Source organism: Alphaproteobacteria bacterium (assembly GCA_030739735.1).
In the GTDB taxonomy this organism is placed as follows: Bacteria; Pseudomonadota; Alphaproteobacteria; order UBA7887; family UBA7887; genus UBA7887.
The window spans coordinates 1-24,066 of record JASLYQ010000020.1; the positions used below are offsets into that span (position 1 = coordinate 1).

Sequence of the window (24,066 nt, forward strand, 5' to 3'; positions counted from 1 at the left end):
CCTCAGTCGGGCGATCGCGATAGGCCGGCGCACCTGGGAGCCGCGCCAGGAAGGGGACAGTCGGCTCCGGCGTCACCGGTACATAAAGTGTCGCCATGGCCTGGCCAACCGTCGGCTCTGAAGGCCCGTGCACAAGCAAGGCGGCAGGAGCATTGTCGCCACTACCGATGCCAACTAGCCAGCCGCCGGCAAAGCCAGCCGCGACCAATATTGCGCCCGACAGTAGCGGGCGTAACTTCGCCCGGGCAGCGGCGATCGCTGCCGTCACGTCTTTTTTATTCACGCGCACAGCATAATCCCAAGTCGCAACGGTTAAGAACCTATTTGATTGCTGGCCCGTCGCCTCTTGACGCCGGCCCGGCAGGCTGTTTTGTTGGCTTCTCCTGAGGGCCCGCGGAAACGGGTTCCACGTGCTCTGAGAAATTGCCTATAACCACATAGAATGCTTGTCTTAATCGATAATTACGACAGCTTCACCTACAACCTTGTCCACTTCCTTGGCGAGTTGGGGGCGGAAACGCGCGTGTACCGCAATGATGCGATCACGCCGGCCGGGGTGCTCGACCTCGCCCCCGACGCTATCGTTCTCTCGCCGGGTCCCTGCTACCCCGACAAGGCCGGCATATGCCTCAGCCTGGTCGACGCCGCGGCAGGCAAAGTGCCCATGTTAGGCGTTTGCCTCGGTCACCAAAGCATCGGCCAAGCCTTCGGCAGCAGAATCGTACGCGCACCTGTGCTGATGCACGGCAAGCTGAGCGCGGTCAAGCATACAGGATCGCCTCTATTTGCCGGTATCCCCTCACCTTTCCGGGCAACTCGCTATCATTCTTTAGTCGTCGAGCGGGATAACCTACCCGAGGCCTTGGAAATTACCGCGGAGACAGAGGACGGCATCATCATGGGCCTCAGTCATCGCCAGCTTCCCATCCACGGGGTGCAGTTCCATCCCGAGAGCATCGCTTCGGAGCATGGCCACGCCCTGCTTGCCAATTTTCTCGAGATGGCGGGCTCCAAGGTGACTGCCTGATCCCATGGCCGATATCAAACCTCTGATCGCCAAGCTTGCCACCGGCTCGACGCTCACCGAAGATGAGGCTCACGAGGCCTTCGACATCATGATGTCTGGCGACGCGACGCCGTCCCAGACCGGCGCCTTCCTGATGGGCCTACGCGTGCGCGGCGAGACGGTCGACGAGATCACCGGTGCCGCCAAGGCCATGCGGTTGAGGGCACTGGTGGTCAATGCCCCTCCCGACACGGTCGATACCTGTGGCACGGGCGGTGACGCCTCCGGCAGCTACAATGTTTCGACGGGCGCTGCGCTGGTGGTGGCGGCCTGCGGTGTACCCGTCGCAAAGCACGGCAACCGAGCCTTGTCGTCGAAGTCGGGTTCGGCCGACATCCTCACCGCACTCGGCGTCAATATCGAAGCAGATATACCGCTCGTCGAGCGCGCCATCACCGAAGTCGGCATCGGCTTCCTGATGGCCCCGCGTCACCATGGTGCCATGCGCCATGTCGCCGGCACTAGGGTCGAACTCGGCACGCGCACCATCTTCAACATCCTCGGCCCCCTCTCCAATCCGGCCGGCACCGAGCGCCAGGTGATCGGTGTCTTCGACGCCAAATGGCTGCGCCCCGTGGCCGAGGTCCTTGGCAAGCTCGGCTCGAGCCGGGTCTGGGTGGTGCATGGTGATGACGGCATGGACGAGCTGACTACGACTGCCTCGTCCCAGGTCGCGGAACTGAGGGACGGCAACGTCTCCACCTTTTCCGTCACGCCCGAGGATGCCGGACTCACCCGTGCCGCCGCGGCAGCGCTCAAAGGCGGTGATCCAAAGGAGAACGCGGCGGCCTTGCGCGCGGTCCTTGACGGCGAGGTCAGCGCCTATCGCGACATCGTGCTGCTCAACGCGGCCGCGGCACTGGTGGTCGCGGAGCGGGCGGCGAATCTTGCTGAAGGCGTCGCCCAGGCTACGGCGGCCGTGGATGGCGGCAAGGCACGCGAGGTGTTGGCCAAGCTTGTCGACATCACCAACGGCAGCGCCTGATGAGTGACGTGCTAGCCCGCATCTGTGAGAATAAGCGGGCACATATCCGCGCTCGCAAGGCGGAACAGCCGTTGCCGAAACTGCTTGCCAAACTGCCGTCCGCAGCGCCGCCACGCAATTTCGTCGGCGCGCTCGATGCCGCCGCTACAGAAGGCATCGGCCTGATCGCGGAGATCAAGAGGAGTTCACCAAGCAAAGGTCTGATCCGGACCGATTTTGATCCCCCCGCCCTTGCCCGCGCCTACGCCGACGGTGGCGCAAGCTGCCTTTCAGTACTCACCGATACGCCCTATTTCCAGGGTGAGGACGCCCATCTCAGCACGGCGCGTGATGCCGTCTCACTGCCTGCCCTACGCAAAGATTTCATGCTCGATCCCTACCAGGTGATCGAGGCTCGACTTCTCGGTGCTGACTGCATACTGCTGATTATGGCGGCGCTCGGCGATGGTCAAGCGAAGGAGTTGGAAGCCGCAGCGATCGAGGCCGGCATGGCGGTCCTTATCGAGATCCATGATGCCGCCGAGTTGGAGCGGGCGCTGGCCCATCTCGACAGTCCCTTGATCGGGATCAATAACCGTAATCTCAAAACCCTTAGTGTGGATATCGCGACGACCGAGCAATTGGCGCCACTTGTCCCCCAAGGGCGCCAGGTAGTCTGCGAGAGCGGCATCGCCAGCCCGGCCGACATCGCGCGCATGCGACGCGCCGGGGTATATCGTTTTTTGATCGGGGAATTTTTGATGCGCCAAGACGAGGTGACGACCGCGGTACGCGCGCTACTAACGCCAGAAAAGGTAACCTAAGATGGCCGACTTCACCCATTTTGACGCCGACGGCAAGGCTATGATGGTCAATGTCGGCGCCAAGGACGTGACTGAGCGGATCGCAGTCGCGGGTGCCCGCGTGTTGATGGCGCCCGAGACGCTGCGCATGATCATGGCCGGCGATCACAAGAAGGGCGATGTGCTTGGCGTAGCGCGCCTCGCCGGCATCATGGCGGCCAAGCGCACGCCCGACCTGATTCCGCTCTGCCACCCGTTGACCCTAACCCTGGTGGCGGTCGATTTGGAATGCGTCGAAGCGGACAACGCAGTCGATATCACCGCGACCTGCAAGCTCAAGGGCCGGACCGGCGTGGAGATGGAAGCGCTGACCGCGGCGTCCGTCGCCGCGCTCACCATCTATGACATGTGCAAAGCCGTCGACAGGGGCATGCGTATCAGCGAAATACGATTGCGCCACAAGTCCGGCGGCAAATCAGGAACTTACAATGCCGACTAACTTGATACCCGTCGCCGACGCCCTTGCCAGGGTGATCGGTGCCATACCCCTATTGCCTGCTGAACAGGTGCCCGTCGCCGAAGCGTTGGGGCGCGTCGTCGCCGAGACGGTGGTCTCACGACGCACCCAGCCGCCGGCCAATGTCTCGGCCATGGACGGTTATGCAGTGCGCGTCGCTGATGTGAAAGAGGTTCCAACCACGCTCACCCGCATCGGCGAATCCGCGGCGGGTAGCGCCTATGGTGGCAGCGTCGGGGCTGGTGGAGCGGTACGCATCTTCACAGGTGCGCCGGTACCGGCAGGCGCCGACTGCATCATCATCCAGGAGGATACCGAGGCCGATGGTGACCGGGTCATAGTCAAGGAAGCTGGGCGTCCGGGACGTCACATCCGCCTCGCCGGGCTCGATTTTCGCGACGGTGACGTGGGTATTGAGGCCGGCACGCTGCTGACAGCGCGGCACCTGGCGCTTGCAGCCGCCATGAACCGGCCCTGGCTCGCAGTGCGCCAGCGCCCACGCGTCGCCATTCTGGCCACCGGTGACGAGATCGTCATGCCGGGAGATCCCATTGGCGAGAGCCAAATCGTGAGCTCTAATTCGCTCGCCTTGGCAGCCGTAGTCTCCGCCTGCGGTGCCGAGCCCATAGTGTTGGGTATCGCGCCCGACGATGCCGACACGCTCGGCGCCATGGCTGAGGGCGCGACCGGCAACGACATGCTAGTGACCACCGGCGGCGTCTCAGTCGGCGATCACGATCTCGTCGCCAAGGTGCTCGGCGAGCAAGGTCTCAACATTGACTTCTGGCGCATCGCCATGCGCCCCGGAAAGCCGCTGTTGTTCGGTAACCTGCTCGGCACACCATTCCTCGGCCTGCCAGGCAATCCTGTCTCGGCGCTGGTCTGTGCCCTAGTCTTCCTGCGCCCATCTCTGATTGCAATGCAAGGCATGACCGCCACCGACGATTTTCGCCAGGCACGCCTCACCGCACCGTTGCGCGCCAACGACCAACGCCAGGACTATCTGCGCGCCAAGCTGCGCCACGGCAAAGACGGCGCACTCAAAGTCGAGGCGTTCACGGTTCAGGACAGCTCCATGCTGTCCGCCCTGGCAGACGCCGACGCCCTGATCCTGCGCCCGCCCCATGCGCCCGCAGCCGAAGCCGGCGACATGGTTGACGTCTTGATGTTCCCAGGCGGTATGGTGACCTTCTGAGTTACTTGACAGGCAAGCGGAACCAAACTAGAACATGTGCCAACGTTTCGGTTTTGTTCTAGATATTGTGGCGGTGATGTCATGTTGACCCGCAAGCAGTACGATCTGTTGCTCTTCATCAATCGGCGGCTTGAGGAGAACGGCATCTCGCCCTCCTTCGAGGAGATGAAGGAGGCGCTTGGACTGCGCTCCAAATCCGGTGTACATCGGCTGATCACCGGGCTGGAAGAGCGCGGCTTCATTCGTCGCCTACCGCATCGGGCTCGTGCACTGGAAGTGCTAAAGGCGCCAGAGGAGTCGGGCGCTGCAGCCAAAGCGACGCAGGAGGCGTCCGCTAACGTAGTGCGCCCCAATTTTGCCAGTAAACCTGTCGCCGCTGAGGCTTCGGCCGTGGCCCTACCCCTGTTCGGCCGCATCGCCGCGGGCACGCCGATTGAGGCCCTGAGCGAGCCCGAGCGCACCGTTGATATCCCACCCTCCATGCTTGGCCGAGGCGAGCACTATGCCTTGGAGATCGCCGGCGATTCGATGATCGATGCGGGCATCCGAGACGGCGATGTAGCGGTCATCCGGCGCAGCGACACCGCCGACAACGGCGATATAGTCGTAGCCTTGCTCGACGATCACGAGGCCACCCTCAAACGCCTACGCCGCAAGGGAAAGTCGGTGGCACTCGAGCCGGCCAATGCAGTCTACGAGACGCGTATCTTCGGGCCTGACAGGGTCAAAGTCCAAGGTCGTCTCGTCGGCCTTATTCGCCACTACTGAGATCGCGCGCTCCTTGGGCAGCGACCGTGCTTCTCGGCTGCCCGGCAAACGAGGCACTTCAGCCCCGCCGCACAGCCGTAGCGCGTGGGCGCCGGGGCACCGAATATCGAAACGGTCTATGAACGGCCCGCCGCTGCAGGCGCAACGTACCAAAACCAAGCTCACCGGCAGATCGGCACTCGCGCAAACCTCGGCGATCGCGCGTGGACCTTTGATAGGCGCGACGGTTGGCCCGCCACAGGCAGGTCTCGCCGACAAACTGGGAGACCCGAGTGCTCGACAGCACCATAAGCCCGTCATCGCTGAGCAGGAAAATTCTAAGATCCGATAACTTGACGCAGTCCAACTTCCTCGTTCGCAATTAGGCGTTCGCCCCCGCAACGCGAGTATGCTAGGTAGCGCGCGCCTTTGCCATCGCCTCTCGGGGGCCATGACCATGACCGTCGTCACCCGTTTCGCTCCCTCACCCACCGGCTTTCTGCATATAGGCGGGGCGCGGACAGCCTTGTTCAACTGGCTCTTTGCGCGCCATCATGGCGGCCGCTTCCTGCTGCGCATCGAGGATACTGACAGCGCGCGCTCGACCAAAGCGGCGGTGGAAGCCATTTTTAACGGTTTGCGCTGGCTTGAACTCGATTGGGATGGCGAGCCTGTGCACCAAGCTACCCGTGCCGAGCGCCACGCCAAGGTCGCGGCCGGTCTGCTTGACACGGGCCTTGCCTATAGCTGCTACTGCACACTGGAGGAGTTGGCTAAGATGCGCGAGGAAGCGCGCGCCGAGGGTCGTGCACGCCTCTATGACGGGCGCTGGCGCGACCGCGATCCGAGCGCAGCCCCGCCCGATATTCGACCAGTGATCCGCTTCAAGGCGCCGCTCGAGGGCGAGACGGTGATCGAGGACAGCGTGCAGGGCCGCGTCAGCCAAAGCAACGCCCAGCTTGACGACATGATATTGATACGCGCCGACGGCACACCTACTTACATGCTATCGGTGGTAGTCGACGACCACGACATGGGCATCACGCATGTCATTCGCGGTGACGATCACCTGAACAACGCTTTTCGCCAGACGGGACTCTACTGCGCACTTGGCTGGGAGCCCCCGATATTCGCACATATGCCGCTAACCCACGGCGCCGATGGGGCCAAATTATCGAAACGCCACGGCGCGCTCGGCGTCGATGCGTACCACGACATGGGCATACTACCCGAGGCCATGCGCAACTATCTGCTCAGGCTTGGCTGGTCGCATGGTGACGACGAGATCATCTCGACCGAGCAGGCCATCCAATGGTTCGACCTCGACGGCATCGGCCGCGCTGCCGCCCGCTTCGACATGACCAAGCTCGAAAGCCTCAACGGTCACTACATCCGTGAGGCCGAAGACGACCGCCTGCTGGCGCTGGTGCTGCCACTCATTGTGGGCAATATCAACGACGCAGGCCGGGCCAGGCTGCTGGCCGGCATGGCAGGTCTCAAGCCCCGCGCCATCACGCTGTTAGCGCTGGCAGAGGCGGGGCGCTTTTACGCGATCGGAGAAACGCCCGCGATGTCGGACAAGGCAGCAAAGTTGCTCGACGCAGAAGCCCGTGGCAGACTCGGTGCTCTGGCAAAGGAGCTTGCAGCACTTCCCAACTGGGACGAGGAGTCGCTGGAGATTGCGGTGCGCGGGTTTGCCGAGGCGCAGAAGCTCAAGCTCGGCAGGATTGCCCAGCCCCTGCGCGCGGCGCTTACAGGTAGCACTACTTCGCCCGGCATGTTCGAAGTTCTTGCCGTTCTGGGTCGCGAACAGACCTTGGCGCGACTCTCCGAGATAGCAGACTAACGACCGTATAGAAAAGTGTCAGCAAGACCGCCTAGGCCATGCGTATCCAGCTCCGCATAGCCGTAACGCGAGCACACCACAAGCTTATCGATCGCCACAAGTAACGCCAGATCGCAAGACGTGCCAGGGACCACTATATCAAGAACCGAGTTATCAATGATCGCGGCAAGCAGCGTTACCGGTGGAGCGTCGCCTTGTATGCCTCAACTACGTGAAAGTCGGGGGTGCCTATTTAGGTGTTGCCGCGAATTCTCATACCACATAAGGACCCGCTCCGCTTCATGATTTGCGTTTTCGAAGAGGCCCGTATCGCCGTCACCGCGGAGGGGCTCCCTTCGAGCCACGATTTGAAGGCCACCTGCGCACGCTTTATAGCGTCGACGAGGATACCATTGAGCGCGCCTTTTATCGTATTGAATCCGAATTTTTTTAGTGATGTATTATATTAATAAAAAATGATAATTAATTATAACTAATAATAATTATTTCATTCTTATATTTCATAATCTCTGTTGAAATTTGCCAATTCTTGGGCGAGTTAGTATGTTCCAGACCCCGCGCGCGGGCCTTTCCTGGCCGGCCGTCCCAGCCAACAGAAAAAGGATTCTTTAATGGCAGAGCAGGCCGCCATATCGCGAGTCGCGGGAAGCGTCACATTGACCGACACCGAAACCGGCAAACTCGTTGAATTACCCGTGATCAAGGGGACAATTGGGCCGGATGTCATTGATGTGCGCCGGCTCTACGCCGAGACCGGCCGCTTTACCTACGATCCGGGCTTCACTTCGACCGGCAGCGCTGAATCCGCCATCACCTATATCGACGGTGAGGCGGGCATCCTGTTACACCGCGGCTATGCGATCGAGGAGCTAGCTGAGAAATCCGACTTTATGGAGGTTGCATACCTGCTGCTAGACGGCGAGCTCCCCTCCACCAAGGAAAAGGAGACGTTCGTGCACAACGTCTCTTACCACACCATGATCCACGAGCAGCTGACCCACCTCTATCGGGGCTTTCGGCGCGACGCACACCCGATGGCGGTGCTGATTGGCGTGGTCGGCGCCATGTCGGCCTTCTACCACGACGCCATGGACATCAATGATCCGCGCCAACGCACGATCATCTCACACCGCCTAATCGCCAAAATGCCGACGATCGCAGCCATGGCCTACAAATTCTCGATCGGTCAACCCTTCATTTATCCGCGCAACGACCTAAGCTATGCAGAGAACTTTCTGCACATGCTATTCGCAGTACCAGCCGAGGAATACGAGGTCAATCCGGTGCTGTCGCGCGCCGTCGACCGCATTCTCATCCTGCATGCGGATCACGAGCAAAACGCCTCGACCTCAACAGTGCGCCTCGCCGGCTCGTCTGGTGCCAACCCCTTTGCCTGCATTGCTGCCGGCATTGCCTCGCTGTGGGGGCCGGCCCACGGAGGCGCCAACGAGGCAGTGCTGCGCATGCTCGAGGAGATCGGCGATGTCAGCCGTATCTCCGAGTTCATCGCCCGCGCCAAGGACAAGAATGATCCCTTCCGCCTGATGGGCTTCGGCCATCGAGTCTACAAGAATTACGATCCGCGTGCGTCGGTAATGCGGGAATCGGCCCACGCGGTGCTAGCCGAGCTCGGCGTGCAAGACGAGCCGTTGCTCAAGCTTGCCATGGCGCTGGAGAAGCTAGCGCTCGAGGACAAGTACTTCGTCGATCGCAAGCTGTTTCCCAACGTCGATTTCTATTCCGGCATCATCTTGCGTGCCATGGGCATCCCGGTGGACCTGTTCACGGTGATATTCGCCGTGGCGCGGACTGTCGGTTGGGTCGCCCAGTGGAACGAGATGATCGAAGACCCGAGCCAAAAGATAGGTCGCCCGCGCCAGCTTTATGTCGGCGCAGCGCAGCGCGCCTGGGTGCCGATAGAGCAGCGCTGAAATCAGCGCTCGATAAGCTCTATCTTGTAGCCGTCTGGATCTTCAACAAAGGCGATTACGGTCGAGCCATGCTTCATTGGCCCCGGCTCGCGCACTACCTTGGCGCCCGCTTCCGACAGCGCCTGACAGGTTCCATAAATATCGGGCACACCAAGCGCTACGTGCCCGTAGCCACTGCCAAGATCGTAAGGCCCGTCCTGATCCCAGTTCTGGGTCAACTCAATCGCGCTATGGCTTTCCTCAGACCCATAGCTGACAAATGCCAGAGTAAAACGCCCGCCCGGGAAGTCAGTCTTCCGCAGCAAGTCCATACCCAGTAAACGGGTGTAGAAATCGAGCGACGCATCTAGGTCCTTAACTCGGATCATCGTATGCAGCATCCGCGGTTGGACTGCCTCAGCCATTCTCCGTCTCCTATCGGGTAGTTCGCGCGGCAATAACGTCGAGCACGGCATGCGCGGCGCGTTCGCTAGGGTTGGCGCTGCCCCCAAGCAAGTTTAGCGCCTTATCGAAGGCCGCAATTTGCGTCTCTCGCGCCTCCGCATCAACCAGTAATTTCTCGGCCTCGGTGACAAGAGCCATCGCCGTGCAATCTTCCTGAATAAGTTCCGGAATGATCCCCTCATCAAGTGCCAAATTGACCAGACTAATGTGAGGGATACGCACCAAACACCTAGCGATCCAGATGGTCAACGGTGCCATGCGATAGCCTACCACCATGGGCGTGCGCGTCGCAGCCAACTCCACCGACACCGTGCCAGAAGCGGCGATGGCGGCATGCGAGGCAGCGAAGGCATCGGCACGCTCGCTGGAATCGGTAACCGTAGTAGGCACCTCCCAGTTTGCGGTGGTGGCGGTCACAACTGCGCTAGTGGCAGGCACCGTCACCACGACGCCTTGCAAGTCTTCGATGCGCCCAGCAAGCTGGTGCAGCGCGGCACCGAAGATCGGCAGTAGGCGGCGGACCTCACCCATGCGGCTACCCGGCAAGACGGCTAGAAGCGGAACATCTGGCGAAATATTGTGTCTTTGGCGAAAAGTGACGCCATCGCTTGGTGGCGCCTCAGCGACGGCCGGATGACCGACGAATGTGCAGGCAAGACCGTAGCGCGTAAAATAGGCTGGCTCCCACGGCAACAGTGTCAACAAATGATCGTACAAGGCCGCCACGCGCAGCGCACGGCCCCGCCTCCAAGCCCAGACGCTCGGTGCCACATAATGGATCAGCGGGATGCCGCTACCCTTGAGCCGCTTGGCAAGACGAAAGCAGAACCCCGGCGCATCAATGGTGACAACAACAGCGGGCCTCATCTCGCGGACGGCGCGCTCCGTCTCTGCTATTCGGCGCAGCAATTGCGGCGCCCGCGGCAACACCTCAACCAACCCCATGACGGACAGTTCCTGCATGGGGAAAAGGCTCTCGAGCCCTGCCGCGGCCATTGCCTCGCCGCCGATGCCGGCAAAGCGCACATTACTGTCCGTCATCTTCTTTAGCGCCGTCAACAAGCGCCCACCGAGAAGATCGCCGGACGGCTCACCAGCAACCAGAAAGACAAGCGGACCCTCTTCGATGCTCACACCGATGCGTCGATACCGACCACGAATAGGCCGGCGTCGTTAGCGAATTGTACCACCCTCATCTGTTCCAAAACCAAGGTCGCACCGGCCTCAACCGCGATACCGGCGAGCCGGGCAGTGACCGCACCCTCTACCGTGTGTGGGCCAATCGTCGGCATATCGATGCGCTTGTCCTGGCCGCGCTTGCAGCATTTGACGAGCACACCACCGCCGCCGTCACGCTTCAGTCCCTTGCAGCGAGCGAGCATAGCATCGGTGCCTTCGATAGCCTCGACCGCCAGCACGATGCCCTGCTGCACAACGGCTGCCTGCCCCACATCGATCTCGCTGAGGGCACGTACCACGGCTATGCCACGGGCGATATCGGCCTCGTCGGACTTGCCGGGTCGCGACCCGGCGATCATACCGGGCATCGCCAGCAAGTCCGGTAGGACATCATGTGCACCGAGAATACGAAAACCCTCGCCTTCCAGCTCGGCCAGCACGGTGGTCAAAATGGCATCGTCACCTTGGCCAGCTGCCATAAGCTTTGGCAGCAGTGTCATACCACGCCAATCCGGGCGCAGCGAGGACAGGGATGGGCGTGCAATGTGCCCTGCTAAAACTAGCTCTTCCGCACCTACCTTCTTGAGCGTATTGATAGTACCACCAACGGCGGCAAGTCGCTGCCAAGTGTGACCTACGCCTTCCACCGTCGTTGCGTCAGTGATGCCGTCAAAAGCGATGACATAAACCGGCCGCTCAGCGCTCAGGCAGGCCTCAACGATCTGCCTCGGCAAGGGTCCGCCCCCCGCCAGCACGCCCAGCATTATATTAGGCCGCGCGGTCTAGATTGGGCTGGCAGATGGCGCGCGTGCTGTCAGAGCGAATGAATTCGACTATATCCATGACCGGATCAACACCGCTGAATTCCTCAGCCACATCGTCCAGGCGCTCAGCCATCGTACCTTCCTCCGCAAACAGCAGACGATACGCTTTGCGCAGATCGTGGATCACGTCACGGGAGAAATTGCGGCGCTTGAGCCCGACGATATTAAGGCCCGAGAGATAGGCCCGGTTGCCCATGACCGAGCCATAGGGAATGACGTCATTCTCCACGCCGCTCATGCCGCCAATCATAGCATGACGGCCAATACGCACAAATTGATGCACAGCGCTCATGCCGCCAAGGACGGCAAAGTCATCGATCGAGACGTGTCCGCCGAGGGTCGCGTTGTTGGCCATGATCACACCGTCGCCAATGAGACAGTCATGGGCCACGTGCACGCCCACCATAAGCAGACAGCGATCGCCGATACGGGTCAGCATGCCTCCACCCTCGGTGCCTGGATTGACGGTAACATGCTCGCGTATCACAGTGTCCGCACCGATTTCGAGGCGCGAGGGCTCACCGCGATATTTTAGATCCTGCGGCCGGTGGCCAATCGAAGCAAAAGGAAAGGCACGCGAACGCGCGCCGATTTTCGTGCGCCCAGTGATAACGGTATGGGAGACGAGTTCAACCCCCTCTCCCAAGCGTACGTCTGCGCCGACAATACAATAAGGACCAATAATGGCACCATCGTCAATATTCGCACCAGGCTCCACGATGGCAGTCGGATGAATATTTACGGGCACGGCGTCACTTCCTCATTGGTACTCAAGATTTATCCATAATCATAGCGGCAATCGTTGCCTCCGCAACCAAATTGTCCTCCACCTTTGCGCAACAACTAAACTTCCAAACGTTACGGCGATTCTGCAAGCGTTTGACCGTAACCAGCATGCTGTCTCCCGGCACCACAGGCTTACGGAAGCGCGCACCGTCTATACTCATAAAATAAACAAGCTTACCCTCGGCATCGGGCCCCAACGTCGCCACCACGAGTAGCGCCGAAGTTTGCGCCATGGATTCAATGATCAACACGCCCGGCATAACCGGTACACCCGGAAAATGGCCCGCAAAATAGGGTTCATTGAAGGTCACATTCTTAAGTCCGGTTGCGGTCGCGCCCGGCACCAGATTCACGATCCTGTCGACGAGCAAGAACGGATAGCGGTGAGGAATCATCTCCATGATCCGCGCCACTTCAATCACAGTGTCCGGAACGGTCTCCATATCGTCCACGGTCTACCCTCCTTTTCGCCCAGAGGTTTTTCCAAGCCGTGCCACAGCCGCCATAGAACGCCGCCATTGGCGAACCGGTTGGGCCGGAATGCCTCCCACCGTCTCGCCGGCCGGGACATCACGCGCGACACCCGATTTCGCGGCGATCGTTGCGCCGGCACCGATCTTAAGATGTCCAGCGATTCCAACCTGTCCTGCTATCACGGTAAAGCTACCGACTTCCGTACTGCCAGATATCCCGACCTGAGCGACCACCACACAGCCGGAACCGAGACGCACGTTGTGGCCGATCTGGACTAGATTATCGATTTTGCAGCCCGCGCCGATCAGTGTATCAGGGCCAGCCCCACGATCAATCGAGCTGTTGGCTCCGATCTCGACATCATCCTCTATGATGACGCGCCCTAGTTGGGGAACCTTCTCGTGGCCTTGCGCAGACATGGCAAAACCGTATCCGTCCTGACCGATGCGCGCGCCAGGATAAAGAATCACACGGTTGCCGACTAGGCAATGACTCAGCGATGCGCAGGCGCCGATATCACAATCATCGCCGACCTCTACGTTACGGCCGATCACGGCATTAGCGCGCACGCGGCAGCCTGAGCCTAGGCAGGCGCCTGGACCGATCACGGCCCCCACATCGACCTGGCATCCTGTTCCAAGTACTGCATCACCGGCAACGTAACTGCCAGCAGCCACACCTGGCGCCTCGATACGAGTCACCGGATAGAAGGCGCTCGCTATGCGAGCGTAGGCGCGATAGGGGTCGTCGCTGATGAGCAAGATCGCGCTATTTGGTGCCCGCTCCCGCACCCTCTCGGCAAGGATGATCGCCCCGGCAGAGGTCCCTGCAAGCGCGCCAAGATATTTCTGATTCTCGAAGAAACTTACATGTTTGGGACCGGCGCTATCGAGCGGCGCCACGTCGCTAAAACTTCGATCCGGATCTGCGTCAGCGGGTAAGGTCGCGTTAGCAATTTTAGCCAACTCGGAAAGTCGTATTGGGGATGGTGCCGGAAAGAAACGAGGATCGGCCATCAGGGGCGGGCTCCCGCCGGGCCTCTACTCGACCGGCGGTGTGGTAGGGACCGAGGTCACCTCGGCATTGAGCTGTTCCAGTGCCTGCTCGGAAAATTCCAGGTCCGTGGCCATCAGCAACAACTGCGACTTATCAAGAACGAGGCCGAGAGCTAATTCGTCAGCAATACGGGCTATGATCTTGAGCGTTTCGACTTGAACCCTTTGCATGCCATAGGCAAGGCTCTCCTCTAGCTGGCGATTGCGCACGCCCACCTCGCGCTGGAGGGCTTCGACGGCCTTGGTGAACTCGAGCTCACGTTCAGTAAACGCTTCTGGGGACAGTATCGTTCGTTGGCGTTCCAACTCCTGCTGTTGTTCGCGTAAGGCATTTTCCCGAGCGCCTATATCTTGGCGATATTGCGTTTGGCGACTCTCGATTTCGACTCTAACCTTCTCCGCCGCGACAGATTTCTGCAGGATACGCTGCAAGTCGACAACGCCGATTCTGGGTGTGCGGTCATCATCCTGTGCCACGACCGAGTGCACGCCAAGCAGAATGATCGTAACCGCAACAAGGGATGCGCTCAGTCGCGCACCAAGTATCCGTATCATGACGAGGTTTCCAAATGAATACGTTGCATTAGCAAGATTTAACATGGATTTCAGAAAACAGAGCCGAATCCAAAGCTGAGAATCTCAGTATCGTCGAAAGATTCCTTGACCACAGCTTTAGTAATATCGATCCGAACAGGTCCAAAGGGCGAGGCCCAGGATAGCCCAGCACCCATACTCACGCGCAACGACCCCGTGTCGCTGACAGTAGATGCTGCGTTATCCACTTCTGTCAAGCTGCCCGCAATGGAAAAGACCCTGCCTTTGATACCGAGCTCGTTCGGCAGGCCGATCGGGAATCCAAGCTCCAAGGTGCCTTTGTACATCAAGTTGCCGCCAACTGCGCTGTCAACCGAAAGGTCCCGTGGACCGACGCCCGATGGGGCAAATCCGCGGAAGCTATTGCCGCCGAGGAAGAAGCGCTCGCCGACCTCTATGTTGTCGCCGGTGGTGGGAAAAATGTAAGCAAACTCGGCCAAGCTAGAGGCGGTCAGGTCGTCCCAAGGCGTGTAGTAGTAGCCAACACCCGCCGACTGCGAGAAGTAGTTCTTATCGCCGCCTATCCCAGCCAAAGAGGTGGACATGCGAGCGAAATACCCTTCTGTCGGATCGACGTTTCTGTTACGGCGGTCGTACATCAAGGTCTGGTTAAGGCGAGATATTAGGCTCTCTCCCGCCTGTTCCTTGACCGTCGCCGAAGCATCACTGTCAGCAATGATCTCTTCGTTTGCCAGGGTATAGCGAAGAGTCTGCAACAGATATTCGGCCAACGGATAGCCAGACCGCAAGGCGAAGCCGACGTCACGTTTGTTAAATGCGCTATTCTGATACTCGCGTTCCCGCCGAAAGATATCGAACCCAGCCGCGAATTCCCGATTCAGAAAATACGGCTCGGTGAAGCTGAAGTCCAGGTCCTGCGTGACAGCTGAAATCACGAACTGCAGCGAAATATCTTGCCCTCGGCCGAGCAGATTACGCTCGCGAACACCGATCGAGCCGGTCGGCCCTTCGGTCGAGGAGAAGCCCCCGCCAAAGGTCACCTCGCCTGTCGATTGTTCCTCAACATCCACATTGATCACAGCCTGGTCAGGCGCGTCTCCCGGTTGGTCGTTGATGTCGACACGCGAGAAGAAGCCGAGATTCTGAATCAGCGTCCGTGAGCGGCGGATGCGCGCAGTATTGAACGCATCGCCTTCGGCAAGGCGGACATTGCGCCGGATTATGCGATCGAGCGTGCGCACATTACCAGTAATATCGATGCGCTGGACATAGACCCTATCGCCCTCGCGGATGCGGTAGTCAACATCAATGGTAAGATCGTCGTGCCGTCGCACCACATCAGGTTGGATATCGACGAAGGCAAAACCTTGGCTACCGATTTCTTCGGTGAGGTCCTCGATAGTCTCCTCGACGGCCTCGGCATTATACCAGTCGCCGGTTTCCGTGCCGACATCGTTTTCGATAGTGGCCACATCGAATTCCAACAGCTCGTTGACTAGGTTCACATTGCCGAAGCGGTAGCGCTCACCCTCGCCGATCGTGAAAGTCACGAAGAAGTTGCTACGATCGGGCGCAAGCTCGGCTACAGCGCCGGTAACGTGGAAATCGGCGAACCCCTCTTTCAGATAGAAGCGCCGCAACAGCTCGCGGTCGAAGCTGAGGCGGTCTGGGTCATAGGAATCACTGCTGCTGAAGAAACGCCACCAGCGCGTCTGCTTGCTCTCAATCACTTCGCGCAGGGTCGAATCGCTGAAATTCTTGTTGCCGATAAACACGATGCGTTGCACACCGCTTAGTGCCCCTTCGTTGATTTCAAAGATCAAGTCGACGCGGTTCTGGGCCTGCTGAACTACTTTTGGCTCGATGGTGGCGGCGAAACGACCGCTGCGGCGGTAGACGTCGCGCAGGCGCGCCACGTCACTCTGCACCCGAGTGCGCGTGTAGACCGTACGCGGGCGCAATTGAACTTCGCCCGATAGTACGTCGTCCTTGATGCGGCGATTACCCTCGAAAGCCAGCCGGTTGACAATCGGATTCTCGATCACGTGCACAATCAGGGTGCTGCCTTCGCGCACCAACTTAACGTCGGCAAACAGCCCGGTGCCAAAAAGCGACTTCAGTGATTCGTTTGTCCGGATATTGTCGAAGCGGTCGCCGGTGACCAGCTTCATGTATGAGATGACCGTGGCACTCTCGATGCGCTGGTTACCTTCGACACGTATAGCTCGGATCAAATCGGCCGGATCCGAGGTCTGGGCCAGTGCCAAACCAGAGATTTCCAACGATACTGCGATAGCAGACCCCAAGATACAGGCTTGCCAGCGAGCCAGCACGCTCCCCCACCTCGGCATGTTTTCTAGCCCACCAACCTACTGAAGAACTCAAGCACCGACGGCCGACTGAGATCGTTGACCGTAACCACTAACATGAGTGTTACCACAACCGCCAAGCCCACCATATACCCATATTCCTGAGCCCGAATGCTCAACGGTCTACCGCGCACCGCCTCGACCGAATAGAAGACCAAATGACCGCCATCCAGAAGCGGTATTGGAAACAGGTTGATCAACCCCAGCGACGCTGACAGTAGAACAATGAAATGCACGACGGCGAGGAATCCGGCTTCCGCGCTCTTACCCGACATCTGGGCGATCATAATAGGTCCACCGAGTTCGCTAGAATCGCGCTTGCCGATGACCACCTCGACCAAGCCTTGCAACGAACGGCTGACCAAGCCGTAAGTATCAACCACTGCCGCCGGCACTGCCGGAAAAGGCGACATCTTGATATATTCGCGCGCCGCAACGCTGATCCCCAACCGGCCGACATTGTGCATATTGCCGAGCGAATCCTCATACTCGAAAACACGTGGCGTGACATTCAGCCGTATCCGCTCCCCATCTCGCTCGATGGTCATGACCATAGCCACGCCCGGCGAGAACATGACGATATCGCGCAGCACCTCGAAGCGCTCGATGATCCGGTCGTCTATGCCGACGACGCGGTCACCAGGTTGGAAGCCTGCTTCGGCTGCGGCGGAGTCGGGTAATACCGTATCGACTACGGCCGGCGTATAACCGCGTCCGACGAAGACGAACATGACGCTAAGCAGTACGATCGAGAGCACGAAGTTGGCCATCGGCCCAGCTGCGACGATCGCCGCACGCTGACGCAGCGGTTTGTGGTGAAAACACAACGCCTTATCCTCAAGACTCATTCCCTTGGTTTCGGCGCCCGGATTGCTGATCACGGAATCATCGCCGAAAAATCGCACATAGCCGCCAAGCGGGAAAAGGCCGACCTTCCAGCGGGTACCGTGCTTATCGGTGCGGCCGAACAGCTCCCGACCAAAACCCACCGAGAAGACCTCCACGCGCACGCCACAGAGCCTAGCCGCCCAGTAATGCCCGAACTCGTGGATGAACACCACGACAGTCAGAACGATCAAGAATGCTAGGGTGGAGTGACCAAAATCGACTGCTATTTCCATGGTCTACCGTTGTAATATCGATATCCGGCCAAGCGCAAACACCCTCAGGCTCTGTTGATAAATCCTGCGGCCACGCGCCGGGCCGCGCTGTCTATCGCATCGACGTCCTCGAGCGAGGACACGGCACCCGGATCGAGAGCCTGCAAAGTGCGTTCGACCGTAGCAATAATATCTAGGAAGCCGAGGCGCTCATTCAAGAATCCCTGTACGGCAACCTCGTTGGCGGCATTCATCGCGGTGGCGAAGCCGCTGGGACTGCGCAGGGCAGCCGCCGCAAGTCTCAGTGCCGGAAAGCGCGTCTCGTCCGGAGCTTCGAAGGTAAGGCTGGCAATATCAACCAAGTTAAGCCGTGGCACCGGTACTTCCATGCGCTGCGGCCAGGCCAGGCTGTAGGCGATGGGCGTGCGCATATCGGGCGAACCCAATTGTGCCAGTACGGAGCCGTCACAATAGCCTACCATGCTGTGCACTACCGATTGCGGGTGGATCAGCACCTCGATCTGCCCAGCCGATATGGGGAATAGATGCAGGGCCTCGATCATCTCCAGGCCTTTGTTCATCATGGTGGCGGAGTCAACCGAAACCTTAGCGCCCATATCCCAATTCGGATGAGCGACCGCCTGCTTTGGGGTCGCCATCGCCATCGCTGCTGTATCGGCCTTGCGGAACGGCCCGCCCGATGCCGTAAGGACGATCTTCTCGACGCGCTCCGGCTGATCAAAATCGAACACCTGAAAAATTGCGTTGTGCTCGGAATCGACCGGCAGCAAGGTCGCGCCATGGTGTGCCACCTCGCCCAGCATAAGCTCGCCGGCACAGACCAAGCACTCTTTGTTGGCGAGCGCCACCGTGGCCCCGCGCCGCACGCTGGTGAGGATCGGCGCTAGACCAGCAGCCCCGACAATCGCCGCCATGACGCGCTCAGCAGGCATGTCGGCGGCTTCCAGCAGGCCACTCGCTCCTGCAGCACTTTCAACACCGGTGCCAGCCAAAGCCACCTTCAGCTCAGAATAAAGGCCCTCGTCGGCGATCACAGCCAGTCTCGGCCGCAGACGCCGCGCCTGCTCCGCCAATCTGTCCACATTGCGATTGGCGGTAATAGCCTCAACCACGTAACGCTCGCGCTCAGCCTCGATCAGGCCCACGGTGCTACAGCCCACCGAGCCCGTTGAGCCCAGTATCGTAATGCTGCGCACCTCATGGGCGCTGTCGACGCCCACCATTACCATGAGCGGGCCTCGCCATTTGCGACTAGTAACAGAAAGGCCAGTGCAGGCGTCGCTATCATCATGCCGTCGACCCGGTCGAGCAGACCACCGTGGCCGGGAATCAGACTGCCGGAATCCTTCACGCCGCGGCGGCGCTTGAGCCAAGATTCGAACAAATCACCGACCTGGGCCAATACGGCTAAGCCAGCCGCGGTAAGTACCGGTCGAACAGCTGGGCTAAGGCCAAGAACCGCTGCGACGGCAACACCGGCCACCGCCGCCAAAACCATACCGCCGAGTAGGCCGGCCCATGTCTTCGCGGAGCTAAGCCGCGGCGCCAGGCGTGGCCCGCCGAGCGCACGCCCGAATGCATAGGCGCCGACATCCGTTGCCCACACCACCGCCAACAGCCAAACCACCGACGCCAGGCCGGTTTCCGGCTGCTGCCGCAACCAAATCAAAGCCAGGCACGGCAGCCCAACATAGACGGAGCCCAGTGCCGAAAGCCTAGCTCCAGAACGCGTTACCAGGATTGCTGCGATTAGCAACGGCAGCAACGCAAACAGCGGCTCCGCGAAGGTCATCAGCCCGATCGCGCCCACGACCGCGGCCGAGACCGTTACGGCTGACGAATCCGCCATCAAAGCCTGCCACTCATAGGCCATCACGATAGCCGCCAGCATGACGAGCGCAGAAAATGCCAGGCCGCCCAGCCAAACCAATCCCAAAACCAGCGGCGCAAGCACACCCGCCGCCACGATGCGGGTTCGCAACTCGCTGCCAACCGTCACGTCAGCAGCCCGCCCCACCATAGCGGCGTTCGCGACTGCGATATTCGCGTATCGCGGCGATCAGTTCTTCAATGCCGAAATCGGGCCACAAAACGGGTGTAAAAACGAGCTCAGCATAGGCACACTGCCAGAGTAAAAAATTGCTCAACCGATGCTCACCGGAGGTACGGATGATCAGGTCCGGGTCGGGCAGCCCACGAGTATGAAGGTGCGCTTCGAACACGTCGGCTGTCACGTCATCGGGGCGTAACGCGCCGGAGCCGACGGCCTCCCCGATCGCTCGCGCAGCGCCAATAATCTCGTTGCGACCACCGTAGTTGAGCGCGACCGTCACCGTTAGCGCTTCGTTGTCCTTGGTCTGGCGTTCCGCATCCCCGATGAGCGTCTGGATATCATCGTCCAAAGCGGCGCGATCGCCGATCACTTTCAATTTGACACCGTTCTTACAAAGATCCTCTAATTCGCGCCTCAGATAGAGCCTGAGAAGCTCCATCAGGTCGCTCACCTCGTCGGCGGGGCGCTTCCAGTTCTCCGATGAAAACGCATAGAGGGTCAGATAAGCTATACCAAGGTCGATGCAATTTCGGACTGCACTGCGCACGGCATCGGCCCCGCGATTGTGCCCAGCGACCCGCGGTAGCCCGCGGCTCGCCGCCCAGCGCCCGTTGCCGTCCATTATGATTGCCACGTGGCGTGGCGGCGGCGATGATGCCAGATGCGTAACAGCGCGTGCCATATCCTCAAGGATTCCCGATTCTTATTCCGGCGGCGTCGCAGCCAAGATCATCATACGCGCAGGACGTCCTGCTCCTTGCTCTCCATGGTCTCGCCGATCCGCGCTATAACCCCATCAGTCAGTTTCTGTACCACGTCCGCCTGCTCGTGATGCTCGTCCTGCGAGATATCGCCCTCGCGTTCCATGCGCTTGAGGGTATCCATGCCATCCCTGCGGACATTGCGCACCGCGACCCGCGCCTCCTCAGCATACTTGTGGGCGACTTTGACCAGCTCGTGACGGCGCTCTTCGGTGAGTTCAGGGATTGGCACCCGTACCAATTGCCCGTCGCTCATGGGATTGAGGCCAAGATCGGCATCGCGAATCGCTGTCTCTACCGCCTTGACCAGTGACTTGTCCCAAACCTGCGCTGTAAGCAAGCGCGGCTCCGGTGCCGAGACCGTGGCCAATTGATCGAGCGGCATTTCCGATCCGTACGCCTCCGCCGTCACATGCTCCAGCAGGCTCGGCGATGCGCGGCCGGTCCGCAATCCCCCATATTCGCGCTTGAGTACCTCCAGGGCACCTTCCATTCGGCGCTCCAAACCCTTGAGATCGAAGCCAGCCATACGCCTATCCTTCTTCGTTGATTACAGTGAACGTCCCGCGGCCGCAGACAACTTCGGGGAACGCCCCAGGAATGTGTATCGAGAATACAAGAATCGGAATGCTGTTTTCACGTGCCAGGGCTATAGCCGCCGCATCCATCACCTTCAGCCCCTCACTCAAGACTCTATCATAGCTTAGTCTGGCAAATCGTTCGGCTAAAGGGTTTTTCTTGGGGTCATCAGAATACACACCATCGACTTGCGTGCCCTTCAAAAGTGCATCACAGCCAAGCTCAGCAGCACGCAATGCCGCGGCCGTGTCGGTGGTGAAGTAGGGATTGCCGGAGCCGGCAGCACAAATAACCACACGCCCCTTCTCCATGTGCCGCGTGGCGCGGCGGCGGATATAGGGCTCGCAGATAGTCTGCATCGGGATAGCGGAAAGCACCCGCGTGGTAACGCCAAGCTCCTCGAGGCAACTCTGCAGGCCAAGTGCGTTTATCACTGTCGCCAGCATGCCCATGCCGTCCGCCGTCACTCGGTCTATCCCCGCCGCCACACCGGCCATGCCCCGGAAAATATTGCCAGCGCCCACCACCACGCAGATTTGTACGCCGGTCCGGTGGACCGCAAAAATATCTTCTGCAATCTGTTGGACGGTTACCGAATCTAGGCCGTAAGGCTGGGCACCCATCAGCGCTTCACCAGACAGCTTAAGGAGTACCCGTTCATACCGCTCGCCGCCCGCAACCGGGGTTGGTTGGGCTTTCTCCGCTTGCTCAGATGCCACCATTTACCCCCATTATCCCGATCGCCACTGGCGCGAAACGGAATCCGCACCTTGGGCCCACAGTATACGCGATGGGGGGGGCGATGGGAGGCCCGATTAGACTCCAGCCTGAGCGGCGACCTCGGCGGCAAAGTCGTCTTCGCCCTTCTCGACACCCTCGCCGAGTTCAAATCGCAGGAACCCTGCGATGGCGATAGGCGCGCCCGCTTCATTGGCGGCAGCGGCAACGGCATCGGCGACCTTTGTCTTGCCGTCTATAACGAAGATTTGCTCTTCGAGCACTACCTCGCCGTAGTAGTTCTTGCGCAGACGGCCTTCAACCATCTTTTCCACCACATTGTCGGGCTGACCCGATTCTTTAGCCTGCTCAGTGAGCAGCGCACGCTCGCGCCCCACCTTTACCGGATCAAGATCGTCACGAGTCAGCGCCTCTGGCCGCGCCGCGGCCACATGCATCGCGAGTTGCTTGCCAAAAGCTACCAGCGCGGCCTGATCGGCTATCGAACTCAGCGCCACGAGAACACCGATCTTGCCGAGATTGGGCATGACACTGTTGTGCATGTAGCTGACGACGGCGCCCTCATCCACCGACAGGCCATTACTGCGGCGCAGCACTAAATTCTCGCCGATGCTGCCAATCAGGTCGGTTAAGCTCTTGGCAACTTCACTCTCGCCAAGCTTTCTCATATCACCGCCGACCTCAAGCGCCGCTCGAGTTGTGGCGCTCACGAAGCCCTGAAAGTCTTCGTTGCGGGCTACGAAATCAGTCTCGGAATTAACCTCCACAACCACACCCTTCGTGCCGCTGACCGCAACGCCGATAAGGCCCTCCGCAGCAACGCGTCCAGCCTTCTTGGCAGCAGCTGCTAGGCCCTTCGTGCGCAACCAATCTACGGCCGCCTCGAAATCGGCCTCCGTTTCGTTGAGCGCCTTCTTGCAGTCCATCATGCCCGCGCCAGTCTTGTCGCGGAGTTCCTTAACCATGGACGCCGTTATTTGCGCCATCTTGCTTACGCTCCCTTTTCCGTGACAGTTTCGCCGACGACTTCTTCAGCCGGCACCACCGCTTCGGAGGATCGTTCTGTCTCGGTCTTGGTCTCTGACTCAGCTTCCGAGGTGGATGCCTTGGCATCACCAACAGCTTCCGCGGTCGACACCTCCTCTTCGGAGGATCGTTCTGTCTCGGTATTGGTCTTGGTCTCTGACTCGGCATCACCAACAGCTTCCGCGGCCGGCGCCTCCGCTTCGGCGGGTTGTTCTATCTTGATCTTGGTCTTGGTCTTGGTCTCTGACTCTGCTTCCGAGGTGGATGCCTCGATCTCCACCGGCAACTCCTCAACCATGCCTTTCTCGCTGGCGCCAACATCGCTGTCTCGGGCCACCAATTCGGCCTGGAGGCCGCCGAGCACCGCCTTTGCGACGAGATCGCAATAGAGGTTAATGGCACGGGTCGCATCATCATTGCCCGGGATCGGGTAGTTGATGCCCTCGGGATCACTGTTGCTATCAACCACGGCAATCACAGGAATGCCAAGTTTCGCAGCCTCGTGCTTGGCAATCTCTTCTTTGTTGGTGTCGATGATGAACAGGGCATCCGGAAGCCCGCCCATCTCGCGGATACCGCCGAGCGTGCGTTCCAGACGATCGCGTTCGCGATTAAGTCTAAGCAACTCTTTCTTGGTCAGGCCACTTCCCTGCTCGTCGAGCTGTTGGTCAAGGGTGCGCAGCCGACTAATCGAGTTCGAGACCGTACGCCAATTGGTCAGCATGCCGCCGAGCCAACGGTGATTGACGAAATACTGCCCGCAGCGTTTGGCCGCGGAGGCGACCGGCTCCTGCGCCTGGCGTTTGGTACCCACGAAAAGCACGCGCCCGCCCTGCGAAACCACACCCTGAACGAACTCCAGCGCACGGTAGATCATGGGCACGGATTGCTGTAGGTCGATGATATGAACGCCACTGCGCACCCCAAACAGATAGGGATCCATCTTCGGGTTCCAGCGATGGGTCTGATGGCCAAAATGCACGCCGGCTTCCAAGAGCTGGCGCATGGTGAAGGTGGGGACTTCTGCCATGGA

24 protein-coding genes and 1 pseudogene are annotated in these 24,066 nt (G+C 59.9%); 8 read left to right on the top strand and 17 right to left on the bottom strand.

Annotated elements, in window-relative coordinates; translation table 11 throughout:
• Positions 1–283 (bottom strand): hypothetical protein (locus tag QF629_10185; protein ID MDP6013899.1); only part of this gene is annotated, 283 nt, incomplete at its 3' end.
• A 159-nt stretch (positions 284–442) separates the two neighbouring features.
• Here QF629_10185 and QF629_10190 point away from each other — a divergent pair.
• The 8 genes from QF629_10190 to gltA all read left to right on the top strand — a co-directional run bounded on the left by QF629_10190 (position 443) and on the right by gltA (position 9,069).
• Positions 443–1,027, top strand: coding sequence for an aminodeoxychorismate/anthranilate synthase component II (locus tag QF629_10190; protein MDP6013900.1), 585 nt, complete (start codon positions 443–445; stop codon positions 1,025–1,027).
• 4 nt (positions 1,028–1,031) lie between these two features.
• Positions 1,032–2,051 carry an anthranilate phosphoribosyltransferase gene (gene trpD, locus QF629_10195; protein ID MDP6013901.1) on the top strand — a complete coding sequence of 340 codons (1,020 nt, stop codon included), beginning with the start codon at positions 1,032–1,034 and terminating at the stop codon, positions 2,049–2,051.
• Positions 2,051–2,854, top strand: coding sequence for an indole-3-glycerol phosphate synthase TrpC (gene trpC / locus QF629_10200; protein ID MDP6013902.1), 804 nt, complete (start codon positions 2,051–2,053; stop codon positions 2,852–2,854). The genes trpD and trpC overlap by 1 nt, the downstream gene beginning before the upstream one ends.
• A 1-nt stretch (position 2,855) precedes the next feature.
• Complete coding sequence (gene moaC, locus QF629_10205) at positions 2,856–3,332, top strand: cyclic pyranopterin monophosphate synthase MoaC (GenBank protein MDP6013903.1); 477 nt, start codon at positions 2,856–2,858, stop codon at positions 3,330–3,332.
• Positions 3,322–4,545, top strand: a complete 1,224-nt coding sequence (locus QF629_10210; protein MDP6013904.1) for a molybdopterin molybdotransferase MoeA — start codon at positions 3,322–3,324, stop codon at positions 4,543–4,545. Before moaC ends, QF629_10210 begins: the two co-directional genes overlap by 11 nt.
• An 81-nt stretch (positions 4,546–4,626) precedes the next feature.
• Positions 4,627–5,313 (top strand): transcriptional repressor LexA, encoded by a 687-nt coding sequence (lexA, locus tag QF629_10215; protein ID MDP6013905.1) that lies wholly within the window; start codon positions 4,627–4,629, stop codon positions 5,311–5,313.
• A 436-nt stretch (positions 5,314–5,749) separates the two neighbouring features.
• Complete coding sequence (gene gltX / locus QF629_10220; protein MDP6013906.1) at positions 5,750–7,138, top strand: glutamate--tRNA ligase; 1,389 nt, start codon at positions 5,750–5,752, stop codon at positions 7,136–7,138.
• 611 nt (positions 7,139–7,749) lie between these two features.
• The gene (gene gltA, locus QF629_10225; GenBank protein ID MDP6013907.1) at positions 7,750–9,069 is read left to right on the top strand and encodes a citrate synthase; all 1,320 of its coding nucleotides are present in this window, start codon (positions 7,750–7,752) and stop codon (positions 9,067–9,069) included.
• A 2-nt stretch (positions 9,070–9,071) separates the two neighbouring features.
• Here gltA and gloA read toward each other — a convergent pair whose 3' ends face one another.
• The 16 genes and pseudogenes from gloA to rpsB all read right to left on the bottom strand — a co-directional run bounded on the left by gloA (position 9,072) and on the right by rpsB (position 24,063).
• Positions 9,072–9,473 (bottom strand): lactoylglutathione lyase, encoded by a 402-nt coding sequence (gene gloA, locus QF629_10230; GenBank protein ID MDP6013908.1) that lies wholly within the window; start codon positions 9,471–9,473, stop codon positions 9,072–9,074.
• A 10-nt stretch (positions 9,474–9,483) separates the two neighbouring features.
• Positions 9,484–10,647, bottom strand: coding sequence for a lipid-A-disaccharide synthase (gene lpxB / locus QF629_10235; GenBank protein MDP6013909.1), 1,164 nt, complete (start codon positions 10,645–10,647; stop codon positions 9,484–9,486).
• Positions 10,644–11,456, bottom strand: a complete 813-nt coding sequence (lpxI, locus tag QF629_10240) for a UDP-2,3-diacylglucosamine diphosphatase LpxI (GenBank protein MDP6013910.1) — start codon at positions 11,454–11,456, stop codon at positions 10,644–10,646. Before lpxI ends, lpxB begins: the two co-directional genes overlap by 4 nt.
• Before the next feature lie 4 nt (positions 11,457–11,460).
• Positions 11,461–12,264, bottom strand: a complete 804-nt coding sequence (gene lpxA, locus QF629_10245; protein MDP6013911.1) for an acyl-ACP--UDP-N-acetylglucosamine O-acyltransferase — start codon at positions 12,262–12,264, stop codon at positions 11,461–11,463.
• A gap of 22 nt (positions 12,265–12,286) precedes the next feature.
• Complete coding sequence (fabZ, locus tag QF629_10250; protein MDP6013912.1) at positions 12,287–12,745, bottom strand: 3-hydroxyacyl-ACP dehydratase FabZ; 459 nt, start codon at positions 12,743–12,745, stop codon at positions 12,287–12,289.
• Between the two features lie 12 nt (positions 12,746–12,757).
• On the bottom strand, positions 12,758–13,792 hold the full coding sequence (gene lpxD / locus QF629_10255; protein MDP6013913.1) for a UDP-3-O-(3-hydroxymyristoyl)glucosamine N-acyltransferase: 1,035 nt from the start codon (positions 13,790–13,792) through the stop codon (positions 12,758–12,760).
• Positions 13,793–13,816: 24 nt separating this feature from the next.
• Complete coding sequence (locus QF629_10260; GenBank protein MDP6013914.1) at positions 13,817–14,386, bottom strand: OmpH family outer membrane protein; 570 nt, start codon at positions 14,384–14,386, stop codon at positions 13,817–13,819.
• Between the two features lie 50 nt (positions 14,387–14,436).
• Complete coding sequence (gene bamA / locus QF629_10265; protein ID MDP6013915.1) at positions 14,437–16,737, bottom strand: outer membrane protein assembly factor BamA; 2,301 nt, start codon at positions 16,735–16,737, stop codon at positions 14,437–14,439.
• Between the two features lie 5 nt (positions 16,738–16,742).
• Positions 16,743–17,876, bottom strand: coding sequence for an RIP metalloprotease RseP (gene rseP / locus QF629_10270; protein ID MDP6013916.1), 1,134 nt, complete (start codon positions 17,874–17,876; stop codon positions 16,743–16,745).
• Between the two features lie 44 nt (positions 17,877–17,920).
• The gene (dxr, locus tag QF629_10275) at positions 17,921–19,105 is read right to left on the bottom strand and encodes a 1-deoxy-D-xylulose-5-phosphate reductoisomerase (GenBank protein ID MDP6013917.1); all 1,185 of its coding nucleotides are present in this window, start codon (positions 19,103–19,105) and stop codon (positions 17,921–17,923) included.
• Positions 19,099–19,875, bottom strand: coding sequence for a phosphatidate cytidylyltransferase (locus tag QF629_10280; GenBank protein ID MDP6013918.1), 777 nt, complete (start codon positions 19,873–19,875; stop codon positions 19,099–19,101). Before QF629_10280 ends, dxr begins: the two co-directional genes overlap by 7 nt.
• Position 19,876: 1 nt before the next feature.
• A complete protein-coding gene (locus QF629_10285; GenBank protein ID MDP6013919.1) occupies positions 19,877–20,611 on the bottom strand; it encodes an isoprenyl transferase in 735 nt (244 codons plus the stop codon).
• A gap of 50 nt (positions 20,612–20,661) precedes the next feature.
• Positions 20,662–21,219, bottom strand: coding sequence for a ribosome recycling factor (gene frr, locus QF629_10290; protein MDP6013920.1), 558 nt, complete (start codon positions 21,217–21,219; stop codon positions 20,662–20,664).
• 4 nt (positions 21,220–21,223) lie between these two features.
• Complete coding sequence (gene pyrH, locus QF629_10295) at positions 21,224–21,991, bottom strand: UMP kinase (GenBank protein MDP6013921.1); 768 nt, start codon at positions 21,989–21,991, stop codon at positions 21,224–21,226.
• Between the two features lie 93 nt (positions 21,992–22,084).
• Positions 22,085–22,993, bottom strand: a complete 909-nt coding sequence (tsf, locus tag QF629_10300; protein MDP6013922.1) for a translation elongation factor Ts — start codon at positions 22,991–22,993, stop codon at positions 22,085–22,087.
• Positions 22,994–23,283: 290 nt separating this feature from the next.
• Positions 23,284–24,063, bottom strand: a pseudogene (gene rpsB / locus QF629_10305) (30S ribosomal protein S2).
• Positions 24,064–24,066: the final 3 nt, after the last annotated feature.